Origin of the sequence: Gracilibacillus kekensis, assembly GCF_900143085.1 — a bacterium.
In the GTDB taxonomy this organism is placed as follows: Bacteria; Bacillota; Bacilli; order Bacillales; family Amphibacillaceae; genus Gracilibacillus; species Gracilibacillus kekensis.
In genome coordinates this window covers 218,814-232,685 of record NZ_FRCZ01000006.1, presented here as the reverse complement: position 1 = coordinate 232,685, position 13,872 = coordinate 218,814, and the positions used below count along the sequence as shown (strand labels likewise).

The window sequence follows — 13,872 nt, the reverse complement described above, 5'->3', positions numbered from 1 at the left end:
ACATCAATCAATGTATACGGGGCACTTTTCTATTTTTATGCCCTTTTTTCATACCTGAAAACGTGTTATGATGCCTTCTATTGGAGGTGATCAAATGAAAGCATACATTCTCTTAATTTTAGCTGCTATGTTTTACGCTGGAAATTTGATTGTTGGGAAGCCTGTTACAGAGGAGATTCCACCAATTATGCTATCATTCTTTCGATATCTAATAGCTGCACTCGTTATTTTACCAATTGGTTATCGTGAATGGAAAAGCAATAGGGAACTATGGAAAAAAGAATGGAAAGCAATACTCGCATTATCTGTAACTGGTTTAGTTCTCTTTAACATTTTTGTTTATTTAGCACTTAACTATACGACATCTATCAATGCAGGAATTGTAGAAGCATCTACACCGATATTCACACTAATTCTTACTTTTTTATTATTTGGTGATAGATTTTCGAGAAAGCAAATGATTGGAGTATTCATCTCGCTATTCGGGGTGTTTTTCGTCATTACAAAAGGCTCTTTGGAAGTGATCATGAGTTTGCAATTTAACAGTGGTGATTTAATTATGCTGCTTGCGATGATAACCTGGTCCTTTTATTCCATTTTCATTAAACAACACACATGGAAATTTCCGACGTATGGTGCATTACTTGTTATGGTGGTAGTTGCTATTATTATATTTATTCCTTTAATAACTATCGAAATGAATCAATTTAGCTCTATTAATTGGTCATGGGAGGTAATTGCCGGACTTATATATTTAGGTGTGTTCCCTTCTCTGGTAGCTTTAATAGCGTATAATAAAGGGATTGAAGCGATAGGTCCATCACGTGCATCTGTCTTTTTGAATTTAATCCCGGTTTTTACTATGTTAGGAGCGGTTATCTTTTTAGGTGAGCAATTAACATGGGTACAGCTAATCGGGTCTTTCTTCGTTATTTTCGGTGTGCTTATTACGAATAGAGCCAAAGTAAAGGAGATTAGGACATAACCAATTTTCTTAACAACAAATACGAACGAAACTATAAGTAATGTTACGCGATATAAGGATACTATGCAATAAATGATGTAGTCATTTTGACAGTAAATTTGTGCGTAACAACCGCTACGGCTTGTTCGCTTCCCTTTCCATGGGGTTTTCCCTTCAGCTAACTTTTCCAAGCAAAAACCGCATGGAAAAGTGGATCTTCAGGTAAAACGAGTCCCATAGGAGTTGAAGCGAACGCCTACGCTAGTTATAGTGCTACAATAGATGCAAGAATTTAAATAATGACACTATCGCATAATGTAGATAAAATACTATAGAAAGTTCAAATGATAGCTTTGACAACAGTTGTAGTATCCATTTAAAGCGTATGCGTTCGTTTTCACTCCTGCGGGATGTTTTTACCCTAAGCTAACTTTTTAAGCGAATTTTGCTTGAAAAGTTAGCTTAGGGTAAAAACCCGCGGAAAGGAAAACGGGCAAGCCGAAGCGGTTGCAAAGCAAAATCTCATAATTACCACTTCTGCTATGTCGCAGTTTCTTCCTACTACGCATAAACATCCAAACGATTCTAAGTTTATCCTAATCGTTTGGATGTTTATAATTATAAATTTCTTTTGTCCCTGTCTCTTTTACCATTCACCAAATGTCCATTCCGCTAAACTGTCGATCGTGAAAGTTGGCTGCTTTTCTATTGATTTTAAATCTTCTTTTGTTGTAACTCCGGTGTGAACTAATAACGAATCAATTCCAGCGTTGATTCCTGCCAAGATATCTGTTGCATAGTTATCTCCAACCATCAGCGTCTCTTCTTTTGATGTTCCTAACACTTCTAATGCTTGTTCTACAATAATTGATTCTGGCTTCCCGATAAACTTCGGTTGAACACCTGTTGATACGGATAGCACCGAAATAAGCGAACCTGCACCTGGCAGAAAACCACGTTCTGTTGGTAAAGCAACATCACCATTTGTCGCCACAAACGAAGCTCCTGAACGAATATTTAACACACCTTTTGCTAATTTTTCATAATTAATGTCACGGTCTAACCCCATTACAACCACATCTGCATTTTCTTCAACGATTTCAAGACCACATTCTTCTAATGCCATATGTAGTCCCTCTTCACCAATTGGATAAACTTTTGCATCTCTATTTTGCTCTTTTATGTAACTAGCTGTCGCCATACTTGTGGTAAAAACGTGCTCTGTAGTACTCGGAACTCCCATATCAACTAATTTTTCAGAAACATCACTGGGATGCTTGGTAGAGTTATTTGTTAAAAAAAGGTATGGCAAGTTTTTACATTCTAATTCTTTTACGAATTCGATCGCTTCTACTATTTTTTCAGTACCTTTATAAACTGTACCATCTAAATCAATTAGAAAACCGCTATATTTTTTCATGATTTCCTCCTAAATTTTTTGAAAATTCCATGTATTTCATTTGTCATTTTCCCAATAAATGATAGTATATATTTATGACAGTTCCGTCAACACACCTGTTTATATGTTATCATGTATAATATTTTAAATGCATTTTCACACATGGTAGTATAACATAGTACCATTATTTTTTTGACACGTCGTTACAAAATTATAGCATATCGTGACACATATGCGTATAATGTGAGACTTCGATTCTTTGGAGACTCACGGACGGTTAGCACCGTGAAAACTCGTAAATAAACATGTAGAAAGGTAGTTAAAGTTAATGACAACGAATAACCCGAAAGCAGTTATTGTTATTTTTGGTGCAACAGGGGATCTTGCAAATCGAAAACTTTACCCTTCCATTTACCGACTCTATCGTAATGGAAAGTTATCTGATAATTTCGCAGTAATTGGTGTAGCAAGACGTCCATGGACAAATGAAATATTCCGTGACAAGGTTAAAGAATCGATTGATAGTTTCGATGATGATCATATCGATGCTGATGAGTTCGCAAGTCACTTTCATTACAATCCATTTGATATTCAAGACCTTGAACATTATGAGAAACTAGAGAATTTGATTACTGAATTGGATGCTAAGCATGATACAGATGGAAATCGTCTCTTTTATTTCTCAATGGCGCCGAACTTTTTCGGCACTCTTGCAGCAAACTTAAAATCAGAAGGACTAACAACAACAAAAGGTTGGACTCGTTTAGTTATCGAGAAACCATTTGGCCATGACTATCACTCAGCGAAGGAATTAAATGATCAAATACGGGAAGCATTTACCGAAGATCAAATTTATCGCATTGATCATTATCTTGGAAAAGAAATGGTTCAAAATATTGAAGTCATTCGGTTTGCAAATGCGCTATTTGAACCACTTTGGAACAATCAATACATTTCTAATATTCAAATCACTTCAAGTGAAGTACTTGGTGTAGAAGAGCGTGGTCGTTATTACGATGGTGCAGGCGCACTAAAAGACATGATGCAAAACCATATGCTACAAATGCTTGCACTGATCGCAATGGATCCACCGATAAAATTAACACCTGAGGAAATTCGCAGTGAAAAAGTAAAAGCTTTGCGTGCATTACGTGTTCTAAATGAAGACGAAGTGGGACAATACTTTGTTCGCGGACAATATGATAAGGGACTCGTAAATGGGGAAGAACTCCCGGCATACCGAGAAGGTAACGGAGTAGACCCTGAATCTAATACAGATACGTTTGTTGCTGCAAAGCTAATGATCGATAATTTCCGTTGGGCAGGTGTACCATTCTATCTTCGAACTGGAAAACGTATGAAGCAAAAATCAACAGAAATTGTAGTAGAATTTAAAGATTTACCGATGAACCTTTATTACGGTAAAGAACATGAGACAAAGTCTAATCTTTTAGTGATTCACGTACAGCCACATGAAGGTATTACCTTACATGTAAATGCCAAGAAAGGGGACTATAACGCTTCCTCAACACCGATCACATTAAGCTATGATAATAATTCGGATGATAAAATGAACACACCAGAAGCATATGAAATCCTTTTACATGATTGTATGCGTGGTGATTCTACCAACTTCACACATTGGGATGAAGTAGCATTATCCTGGAAATTCACCGATGTTATAGCCAAAGCATGGTCTCAGAAAAAAGCGGATTTCCCTAACTATGCTTCAGGCAGCAACGGACCAAAAGAAGCAGATCAATTATTACACAATGATGGCTTCGAATGGTGGGACGTAACAAAAGATTAAATCAATTAGCAATCAATCAATATTTCTTTGATTGATTGCTTTTTTATAATAATTAAAGGAGTGTTAACATGAAGTTTTATGATATTTCAATGGAAGTTCATCCTGACATGCAAGTTTGGGAAGATATAGAAGGAGCCAAACCTGTTTTTGATAGGAACACGAGTGGTCATGTGACAAGTACAACGGCACATATCGGCTTACATACTGGTACACATATTGACGCCCCTCTCCATATGATTAATGATGCTGATACTTTTGAAACGATTCAGTTAGAAAGATTAGTACGTAAAGTGAAAGTTATTGATTTAGAAGATGTAAACGATGGCATCACGAGTTCTGATTTGGAAGCGCATTCGATAGAAAAAGGTGATTTTATTCTATGCAAAACGAAAAACTCGTATTACGATGAGCCTTCCTTTGACTTTAACTTTATCTTTTTGAAAGAAGATGGTGCTGAATACTTGAAAGAGTTAGGTATTGAGGGGATTGGCATTGATACTTTAGGAATCGAACGTTCTCAAGAAGGTAATCCTACACACAGAACTTTATTCAGCCACGATATTATTATTATCGAAGGTCTACGTTTAAAAGATATTACCCCGGGTGAATATTTTATGATAGCAGCACCGCTGAAATTAGTCGGAACTGAAGCAGCACCGGCTCGTGTTTTGTTATTTGAAGAACACTAAATATAATAAAATATAAATTCATTGGGGTAATTTTGACATGTTGTTTGCGCTTAGAAACCGCTACGGCTTGTCCGCTTCCCTTTCCACGGGTTTTTCTCCTCAGCTAACTTTGGCAAGCAAAGATCGCTTACCAAAGTGGATCTTCGGATAAAGTGAGACTACAATCAGTGGGGTTTTACCACTGACTGTTAGCGAAACTTATCAGGTTGTTACTGACAGTATCCCATTGGTTCTTTTTTGGCTTTACGAAAATTCCAAGAATGGGATTACGGTCAGTTGGCAACGTGGAAAAAACATCCCGTAGGAGTGGAAGCGGACGCCTAAGCTAATTTGATATTCTACAACTCGAGCATTAACTAGTATTATGCCATTTCTCTCATGTAAAAAATTCGTTGATAGTATTATCAGTTCCAAATACGCATATTAATCCAAACGATTTGGTAATCGAGTCGTTTGGATTTTTTAATGATAAAATTCTTTTGTCCCAGCTTCTTTTTGTTTGCTTATCATTTTATACGTTACATAACATATGATAAAATTAGGTTAAGTAACATACAGGAGTGAAATATATGGAGTTTGTCCATCCGATTAGAACGAAAGAACAAATTAATCTATTCAAATCCTTTTTAAAACAAAAATCCGCTCGTGATTATCTGTTGTTTGTACTTGAAATAAACACAGGTATGCGAATTAACGACCTGCTTACATTAAAAGTCCATCAAGTGTGGGACGGAATTCAACCCCGGGAATTCCTGTCAGCTCTATCACCTATCTACTTAAATACGAATGTTTATATTGCAATTGACAACTATTTGTCCACTTCTTCGTTATATGGAGAAGATTATTTATTCCAAACAAAAAGCAGTGGCAAGCCAATTACGAGACAACAAGCTTATCGTATTATTAATCATGCCGCTCGTGAAATTGGCTTGACAGATAAAGTTGGCATCCACACGTTAAGGAAGACGTTTGGATATCATGCCTATAAACAAGGCATTGCGATATCTTTGATAAGAGATATTTATGGACACTCGTCTACTTCGGAAACTTTACACTATATTGGACTGAATAAGGAAGTTTCCACCCCAATTAAAATAGATATTAATTTATAAGAGAGGAGTATGCTTTTGTTTAGTGACACAGTAATTACAGATTATTTTATTTTTTTTATCGGACTTTTGTTTATCCTGGGTGTGATAACAACCAAATTTTCAAGTCGTATCGGTGTTCCCGTCTTAATTTTATATATCGGTTTAGGTATGTTAATTGGAAGTGATGGTCTTGACTTTATTTATTTTAGTGATTATAGTCTTGCACAACTTATTGGGATGGTAGCTCTTATCATCATATTATTTGAAGGTGGACTTCAGACAAAATGGAGCGATATCCGCCCTGTAATTGGACCCTCGATATCTCTAGCAACACTCGGTGTTGTACTCACTTCAGTATTAGTTGCAGTTGCAGCTAAATTTATTTTGGATGTTAGTTGGCTAGAAGGCTTTTTATTTGGTGCTATTGTTGGCTCTACGGATGCAGCTGCTGTATTTGCTGTATTAAAAGGGCAAAATATTAAAAACAAAATAGAATCCACACTTGAAGCAGAATCAGGCTCCAACGATCCGATGGCTATGATCCTGACCATTTCATTTATAGAATTAATTACAAATGATCACGCCTCTTATTTAATGTTAATCGGTTCATTCTTTTGGCAGATGATTATGGGGATTGTGATCGGCTTAGCTATGGGTGCCATCGCTGTTTATTCCATTAACAAAATCAAATTAGATTCCAGTGGACTTTATCCAGTCTTCGCACTTGCTTTTGCACTATTGACGTTTAGTTTAGCAGACGTTACGCAAGCTAGTGGGCTTTTATCTGTTTACGTAACTGCCGTTTTTATGGGCAATTCTGAAATAGCATATCGCCATTCCATTTTCCGATTTAATGAAGGGTTCGCCTGGATTGCCCAAATACTAATGTTTACGATCCTTGGTTTGCTGGTATTTCCTAGCGACTTATTTGCTTGGGATATCATTTGGAAAGGATTAGTTATTTCGTTAATACTTATTCTACTTGCTAGACCTGTCGCAGTCTTTCTAAGTACCATAAAACTTAACTATTCGCTCAATGAAAAACTGTTTCTTTCTTGGGCCGGATTAAAAGGGGCAGTACCTATAGTATTAGCAACCTTTCCTCTAGTTGCAGGTATAGAGAACGGCCAACTATTTTTTAATGTTGTATTTTTCGTCGTTCTTATCTCTGCCGCCATTCAAGGGTCCACCATCTCTGTTTTTGCTGAAAAATTAAATTTAACTGGACCAAAAAAGACAGAGCCCATGCATAGTTTGGAACTCATTTCAATCGGGAAGGCTAATGCAGAAATGATTGAATATGAGGTGAATGAAGAGCTAGATTTCATTGGTAAAACCTTAATTGATATCGACTTTCCAAAAGACACTTCCATTAGTGCAATCATTCGAAACAATCAATTAGTGACTCCCACAGGCAACACCATTATCAAAGAAAATGATATATTATTTATTCTCGTCTCCCACAAAGATAAGAAACAAGTTAAGAAACTGTTGGAAGGCAAATAATTCAGCTGAGTGATTATTAGTTTAGATATAGAGATAACTTACGGACAAATTTCCTTAATGAGACTAATTTTGTCCATAAGATTCTTTCTTATGGACAAAAAACTATCATTTTCTTAACTTTTGTCCGTAAGAAAAAAATCCCACAGCAATGTGGGATTTTTCAATATAATTAATCTTCTAACCACTCTGTGTGGAAGACGCCTTCTTTATCAATTCGTTGATACGTATGGGCACCGAAGTAGTCACGTTGTGCTTGTAAAAGGTTAGCTGGTAACGTCTCAGTACGATAGCTGTCATAATATGCTAAGGCACTTGCGAAACCTGGAACTGGAATACCACGTTCCATTGCAATTGAAAGCACTTTACGTAATGACGTTTGATAGCTTTCTACGATCTCTTTGAAATATGGATCTAATAATAGATTCGCTAAAGCAGGATCGCGGTCATATGCTTCTTTAATTTTTTGCAGGAACTGGGCACGAATGATACATCCACCACGGAAGATCATGGAGATGTCACCATAACGTAAGTTCCAGTCATTTTCTTCAGAAGCTGCACGCATTTGTGCAAAACCTTGTGCATAGGAAACGATTTTACTCATATAAAGTGCTTTGCGAATTGCCTCTACAAGCTCATCTTTGTCACCTTCATATGGTTTGTCCTGTGCAGATGGTCCTTGTAATACTTTGCTTGCTGCTACACGCTCTTTTTTCATTGCTGAAATGAAACGTGAAAATACAGATTCTGTGATTACTGGTAATGGCACACCTAAGTCTAGTGAGCTTTGGCTTGTCCATTTACCTGTACCTTTCTGACCAGCAGTATCAAGGATTACGTCTACCATTGGTTTTCCTGTTTCTTTATCTTTTTTCTTAAAGATATCTGTTGTGATTTCGATTAGGTAACTGTCAAGTTCACCTTTGTTCCATTCTTTAAATACTTCATGTAGTTCATCTGCATCTAATCCAAGAACATGCTTCATGATGAAGTATGCTTCACCGATTAATTGCATGTCACCATATTCAATACCGTTGTGTACCATTTTCACGTAGTGTCCTGCACCGTTTGGACCAATGTATGTTACACAAGGGTCGCCCTCTACTTTTGCAGAGATAGCTTCAAAAATAGGTGCTACTTTTTCATACGCTTCTTTTTGCCCACCTGGCATGATCGAAGGTCCTTTAAGTGCTCCTTCTTCCCCACCAGAAACACCAGTTCCAATGAAATGGATACCTGATTCATCTAGTTCTGCATTACGACGGATGGTATCTTTAAAGAATGTGTTACCACCATCAATTAAGATATCTCCTTCATCAAGTAGTGGTTTTAATGAAGCGATCGTTGCATCTGTTGCTGGACCTGCTTGTACCATTAGCATAATTTTGCGTGGTTTTTCTAATGATTCAACAAATTCCTCAATTGTTTTTGCGCCAATGAAATTTTTTCCCTTTGCTTCATTATTTAAGAAATCTTCTGTTTTTTGATAAGTTCTATTAAATACTGATAAAGAGTATCCTCTGCTTTCAACGTTTAACGCTAGGTTTTTACCCATTACAGCAAGACCTATCACACCAAATTGTTGTTTTGCCATTGTCTTATTCGCTCCTTTTCTTTTATCACTATGTATGATTCCATACTCTATTTTACCATGAAATCAGATATTCCTGTAGTGATCTGAAAAATTCACTCCATCTAATAAGTTATTATATCCTAACTATCACTGCAAGTAATAGCCATTCATTTTCTGAAAATTCTGCTTCTGTAATTTACAATACCCATTTCTCAATTGCCTTTGCTACACCGTCCTGATCATTGGAGAGTGTTTGCCAGTCAGCCGTCTCCTTAACAGTGTCCTGCGCGTTACCCATCGCAATTCCTAAGCCCGCCTGCTCAATCATTTTAATATCATTAAGGCTGTCTCCCATCGCCATTACTTGGGACATGTTGATACCTAACCGTTCACAGACAACTCCGATGGCTGCTGCTTTATTGACACCAACTGCATTCACTTCAATGTTGGTTGGACTTGAATTACTTAATTCTATCTCTTCCCAACTCTCGATCACGTTCATGATTTTTTCCTTTGTTGCAGCATCTTTTGTATCAAAACCGAATTTTAGCCATTCGTGTGCTAATATATCTTCTGGAACCTCACCACGCCAAATATTATCAATCGAAGAGAGCCATGCCCTTGTTTGATGTTCTTCTTTTAATTGGACTAGTTTTTCAATAATTCGTGCATCAATCGTTTGTCTTGCGATCAAGTCACCCGTCATTGTCCATATCTCACTTCCATTCACTGTGATGAGATAGTGGATATCCAACTCTTTTGCAATGATAGAACTTGTTTGATAATGTCTTCCTGTAGAAATAATCACTTCTACACCTTTTTCACGTGCCTTTATAATTGCTTCTTTATTCGCTTTGGAAACTTGATGGTCCGTACCTAATAAAGTACCGTCCATATCTAATGCAATTAATCGAATGTCTTTTTTCATAATAAACTCCTCTGTTCATGGTCTCACTATATTTTATGTGAAAATTGATGAATTAGCAAAAAAGCGCCCTTCGTATGTTCCGTGCTATAATAGCCATAATAATGAAATAAATGAGGTGAAACAAAATGCAAAGACGTGCTGTCGTCAGTGTTGTTGGAAAAGATCAAGTAGGCATTATTGCCAAAGTCACAACCGTTTTATATAAAAATGAAATGAATATTTTAGATATCAGTCAAACCATTTTACAGGATTTTTTTACAATGATTATGTTAATTGATATTAAAGATCCCAGTAATTTAGAAGCATTACAAGAAAAGTTTGAACCGGTTGAAAAAGAATTAGGACTCAAAATCAATATTCAGCTAGAAGATGTATTTCAAGCAATGCACCGTGTTTAAGATAGGAGGATAACAGATGCCAATAGCTTTTACCGAAATTCAAGAAACCATTCGCATGGTAGAAATGGAACATTTAGATATTCGCACAGTAACAATGGGCATTAGTTTGCGCGATTGTGCGGATCAAGACTTTGAAAAAGTGAAAGAAAATGTCTATCAAAAAGTGACAAGTTATGCGAAAGACTTGCAAAAAACTGCATCACAAGTAGCAACCGAGTATGGAGTACCAATTATTAACAAACGCATTGCCATCTCCCCTGCTGCTGACCTTTTAGGTAATGCTACTAAAGAACAAGCAGTCGAACTTGCAAAAACATTAGATAAAGCTGCTCAAACACTGGACGTTGACTTTATTGGTGGATATTCTGCGCTTGTACATAAAGGGATTTCTAAAGGAGAACAGATTCTCTTAGATGCTTTACCAGAAGCACTCAGTCAAACGGAACGTGTTTGCGCATCAATATCTGTTGCTACAACACGCACCGGGATTAATATGGATGCTGTTAAACGAATGGGCAACATCATTCATCAGACAGCCGAATTAACAAAAGATAATAATAGTATTGGCTGTGCCAAGCTTGTCGTTTTTTGTAACCCTGTTGAGGACAATCCGTTTATGGCTGGTGCGTTTCATGGTGCAGGTGAAGGAGAAGCTGTCTTGAGTGTTGGGGTTAGTGGACCTGGTGTTGTACTTAACGCACTGAGAAGATATCCCGATGCAGACCTCGGTGAAATATCCGATGTCATCAAAAAAACGGCATTTAAAATTACAAGGGCCGGTGAGTTAATTGGTCGTGTCGTTGCGGATCGTTTAAATGTACCTTTTGGTATTATGGATCTTTCGCTCGCCCCTACCAATGCGATGAATGATAGTGTAGCAGAGATTTTAGAAGAAATCGGATTGGAACGCGTCGGAACGCATGGTACAATCGCTGCCTTAGCGCTTATGAATGATGCCGTTAAAAAAGGTGGTGCGATGGCAAGTTCCTATGTTGGTGGCTTAAGTGGTGCCTTTATCCCTGTAAGTGAAGATAACGGTATGATTCGCGGCATTGAAGATGGCGCTCTAAACCTATCAAAATTAGAAGCAATGACTTGTGTCTGCTCGGTTGGACTTGACATGATAGCCTTAGAAGGAAAAGCGAGTCCTGAAACATTAGCAGCAATCATTGCAGATGAAGCAGCGATAGGAATGATTAATAAAAAAACGACAGCAGTTCGCGTTATCCCTGTGATTGGTAAAGAAGAGGGAGATACCGTCGAATTCGGCGGACTTCTTGGCCGTGCACCTATTATTGGTGTTAATCCTTTTTCATCGGATAAGTTAATTCATCGTGGTGGGAGAATTCCTGCTCCACTACAGTCATTAATAAATTAATATATAAAGAACGAGCTTATCCATTTAAGCTCGTTCTTTTTCTGCTTCCTATTCGCTTATGAAAGACAAATTTTCTATCTTTTCGCTTTTTTTGTCCTTCATCTCGCTTATGAGTATTGTTCTTTAACTTGATTTTTTTCAGAATAATATGATTATTTAAACTTTTTACAAAATAATTGACGAATGTTTCACGGGATGATATTATGTTCTGTACCGAATTATATACGTAAAGCTCTTATCAAGAGAGGTGGAGGGAATGGCCCTGTGAAACCCGGCAACCGTCAGCAATGCTGATAGGTGCTAATTCCATCAAAGCTCCTAAAGCTTTGAAAGATAAGAGGACATTTAAGAACTTCCTTTCTGTCCTCTTGTGCAGAAGGGATTTTTTATTGTGTTTTATACACAATAACCAAAGGAGTGATTAATTTTGATTCAGATAAAAAACTTGTCGAAACTGTATCAAACAAAAAAGCAAAAAGTACAGGCTGTCGACAATGTTTCATTAAATATTGAGCCTGGTGAAATATTTGGTGTCATAGGATACAGTGGTGCTGGTAAAAGTACTTTTGTGCGTTTAATTAATAGGTTAGAGGAACCAAGTGATGGCTCAGTTGTTATTCACGATAAAGATATAACAAAGATGCCTAGCCACCAATTACGTAAAAAACGTCAAAAAATCGGAATGATTTTTCAACATTTTAATTTACTTTGGTCTCGGACTGTTTTTGATAATATTGCTTTTCCGCTAGAAATTGCCGGGGTGTCAAAGGCAAAGCGAAAAGAAAAAGTACTAGAATTAATTCATTTGGTTGGTCTTTCAGGGAAAGAATATGCTTACCCATCCCAACTAAGCGGCGGTCAGAAGCAGCGTGTCGGTATTGCCAGAGCGCTTGCCAATGATCCTGAAGTGTTATTATGTGATGAGGCAACTTCTGCACTTGATCCAGAAACTACTGATGATATATTGGATTTACTCGTCTCGATTAATAAAAAACTAGGACTAACGATTATCTTAATTACACACGAGATGCATGTCATACAAAAGATTTGCCATCGAGTAGCGGTCATGGAGAACGGTAAAGTAGTTGAAAACGGAGAAGTATTAAATGTCTTCGTGAGACCACAATCAAAAACAACGAAGCGGTTTGTGCAACAATTAAATCCGTTAGAGCATGAAAAAGATAAATTATATAACTTTATTAATGACCGTGAAGATAGTGAAGTTGTAAAACTCCACTTCATCGGCAATCATGCTAGACGCGCCTTAATAAGTGAGATAGCTAAAAAATTTGATGTAGAGATTAACATTTTACAAGGTTCTATTGCGCCAACTCAGGAAGGTGCATATGGCACTTTATTCGTAGAGATAAATGGTGAAAAAGCTGTTTTAACTAATACGATACAGTACATCCAGGACTCTGGTGTGGAAGTTGAGGTGTTAAAGCATGCTTAAGGATCTTTTTCCAAATGTCATACCAGAAGATTTATGGGAAGCAACTTTAGAAACGCTTTATATGACGATTATATCAGTTATCGGAACACTAATACTAGGTCTAATATTAGGTCTATTATTGTTTCTTACCGATAAAGGGAATGTATGGCAGAATCGATTTGTTAACTTTCTTACAGCCGTTATAGTTAACGTATTTCGCGCTATCCCATTTATCATTTTGATTTTATTATTATTTCCTTTTACTGACTTTATAATTGGTACAATTAGAGGTTGGGAAGCAGCAGTACCTGCTTTAATTATTGGTGCTGGTCCGTTCTATGCAAGACTAGTTGAAATTGGTTTAAAAGAAGTAGACAAAGGTGTAATTGAAGCAGCTAAAGCGATGGGTGCTAAAACTAATACGATCATTTTCAAGGTATTATTACCTGAATCGATGCCTGCACTGATATCCGGGTTAACCGTGACAGGAATAGCTTTGATTGGTTATACAGCTATAGCAGGTGTTATAGGTGCCGGCGGACTTGGTTCTCTCGCGTATTTACAAGGGTTCCAACGACGTGATTTTGATGTAATATTAGCATGTACTATTCTAATCATTATTATAGTTTTCATTTTTCAATTTATTGGGGATTTACTATCCAAAGTGATAGATAAAAGATAAACAACATTACAAGAAGGGATGATTT

Annotated in this window: 12 protein-coding genes and 1 riboswitch; of the genes, 9 read left to right on the top strand and 3 right to left on the bottom strand. The window is 37.0% G+C overall.

The genetic code is table 11. From position 1 onward, the window contains the following. Window positions 1–94: 94 nt before the first annotated feature. Window positions 95–985: a DMT family transporter gene (locus tag BUC25_RS14850; RefSeq protein WP_073202676.1), complete on the top strand. Its 891-nt coding sequence runs from the start codon at window positions 95–97 to the stop codon at window positions 983–985. A 625-nt stretch (window positions 986–1,610) separates the two neighbouring features. Here BUC25_RS14850 and BUC25_RS14845 read toward each other — a convergent pair. Next, window positions 1,611–2,384, bottom strand: coding sequence for a TIGR01457 family HAD-type hydrolase (locus BUC25_RS14845; RefSeq protein ID WP_073202675.1), 774 nt, complete (start codon window positions 2,382–2,384; stop codon window positions 1,611–1,613). A gap of 307 nt (window positions 2,385–2,691) precedes the next feature. Between BUC25_RS14845 and zwf the strand changes: the two genes are divergently transcribed. From zwf to BUC25_RS14825, 4 genes are all read left to right on the top strand, one after another. Further along, a complete protein-coding gene (gene zwf, locus BUC25_RS14840) occupies window positions 2,692–4,173 on the top strand; it encodes a glucose-6-phosphate dehydrogenase (RefSeq protein ID WP_073202674.1) in 1,482 nt (493 codons plus the stop codon). 68 nt (window positions 4,174–4,241) lie between these two features. Continuing rightward, on the top strand, window positions 4,242–4,862 hold the full coding sequence (locus BUC25_RS14835; protein WP_073202673.1) for a cyclase family protein: 621 nt from the start codon (window positions 4,242–4,244) through the stop codon (window positions 4,860–4,862). Window positions 4,863–5,431: 569 nt separating this feature from the next. Then, entirely contained in the window at window positions 5,432–5,974 is a 543-nt protein-coding gene (locus BUC25_RS14830) for a tyrosine-type recombinase/integrase (protein WP_073202672.1), read from the top strand. A gap of 15 nt (window positions 5,975–5,989) precedes the next feature. Beyond that, window positions 5,990–7,459, top strand: a complete 1,470-nt coding sequence (locus BUC25_RS14825) for a potassium/proton antiporter (protein ID WP_244535198.1) — start codon at window positions 5,990–5,992, stop codon at window positions 7,457–7,459. Window positions 7,460–7,628: 169 nt separating this feature from the next. Here the strand turns inward: BUC25_RS14825 and gndA are convergent, their stop codons facing one another. After that, window positions 7,629–9,050, bottom strand: coding sequence for an NADP-dependent phosphogluconate dehydrogenase (gene gndA / locus BUC25_RS14820; protein ID WP_073202670.1), 1,422 nt, complete (start codon window positions 9,048–9,050; stop codon window positions 7,629–7,631). 175 nt (window positions 9,051–9,225) lie between these two features. Continuing rightward, on the bottom strand, window positions 9,226–9,957 hold the full coding sequence (locus BUC25_RS14815) for a Cof-type HAD-IIB family hydrolase (RefSeq protein WP_073202669.1): 732 nt from the start codon (window positions 9,955–9,957) through the stop codon (window positions 9,226–9,228). A 125-nt stretch (window positions 9,958–10,082) separates the two neighbouring features. Here BUC25_RS14815 and BUC25_RS14810 point away from each other — a divergent pair, with 125 nt between their 5' ends. From BUC25_RS14810 to BUC25_RS14795, 4 genes are all read left to right on the top strand, one after another. Beyond that, window positions 10,083–10,355: an ACT domain-containing protein gene (locus BUC25_RS14810; protein ID WP_073202668.1), complete on the top strand. Its 273-nt coding sequence runs from the start codon at window positions 10,083–10,085 to the stop codon at window positions 10,353–10,355. A 16-nt stretch (window positions 10,356–10,371) separates the two neighbouring features. After that, entirely contained in the window at window positions 10,372–11,733 is a 1,362-nt protein-coding gene (locus BUC25_RS14805; RefSeq protein ID WP_073202667.1) for a PFL family protein, read from the top strand. Between the two features lie 232 nt (window positions 11,734–11,965). Next, a riboswitch (SAM riboswitch) is annotated at window positions 11,966–12,073 on the top strand. 87 nt (window positions 12,074–12,160) lie between these two features. Beyond that, window positions 12,161–13,186: a methionine ABC transporter ATP-binding protein gene (locus BUC25_RS14800; RefSeq protein ID WP_073202666.1), complete on the top strand. Its 1,026-nt coding sequence runs from the start codon at window positions 12,161–12,163 to the stop codon at window positions 13,184–13,186. After that, a complete protein-coding gene (locus BUC25_RS14795) occupies window positions 13,179–13,847 on the top strand; it encodes a methionine ABC transporter permease (RefSeq protein WP_073202665.1) in 669 nt (222 codons plus the stop codon). The genes BUC25_RS14800 and BUC25_RS14795 overlap by 8 nt, the downstream gene beginning before the upstream one ends. Window positions 13,848–13,872: the final 25 nt, after the last annotated feature.

What these genes read in the sequence shown, in the direction of transcription:
- BUC25_RS14850 (WP_073202676.1), top strand. Translation starts at nt 95, where the DNA reads ATGAAAGCATACATTCTCTTAATTTTAGCTGCTATGTTTTACGCTGGA.
- BUC25_RS14810 (WP_073202668.1), top strand. Translation starts at nt 10,083, where the DNA reads ATGCAAAGACGTGCTGTCGTCAGTGTTGTTGGAAAAGATCAAGTAGGC.
- BUC25_RS14835 (WP_073202673.1), top strand. Translation starts at nt 4,242, where the DNA reads ATGAAGTTTTATGATATTTCAATGGAAGTTCATCCTGACATGCAAGTT.
- BUC25_RS14795 (WP_073202665.1), top strand. Translation starts at nt 13,179, where the DNA reads ATGCTTAAGGATCTTTTTCCAAATGTCATACCAGAAGATTTATGGGAA.
- zwf (WP_073202674.1), top strand. Translation starts at nt 2,692, where the DNA reads ATGACAACGAATAACCCGAAAGCAGTTATTGTTATTTTTGGTGCAACA.
- BUC25_RS14805 (WP_073202667.1), top strand. Translation starts at nt 10,372, where the DNA reads ATGCCAATAGCTTTTACCGAAATTCAAGAAACCATTCGCATGGTAGAA.
- gndA (WP_073202670.1), bottom strand. Translation starts at nt 9,050, where the DNA reads ATGGCAAAACAACAATTTGGTGTGATAGGTCTTGCTGTAATGGGTAAA.
- BUC25_RS14845 (WP_073202675.1), bottom strand. Translation starts at nt 2,384, where the DNA reads ATGAAAAAATATAGCGGTTTTCTAATTGATTTAGATGGTACAGTTTAT.
- BUC25_RS14815 (WP_073202669.1), bottom strand. Translation starts at nt 9,957, where the DNA reads ATGAAAAAAGACATTCGATTAATTGCATTAGATATGGACGGTACTTTA.
- BUC25_RS14830 (WP_073202672.1), top strand. Translation starts at nt 5,432, where the DNA reads ATGGAGTTTGTCCATCCGATTAGAACGAAAGAACAAATTAATCTATTC.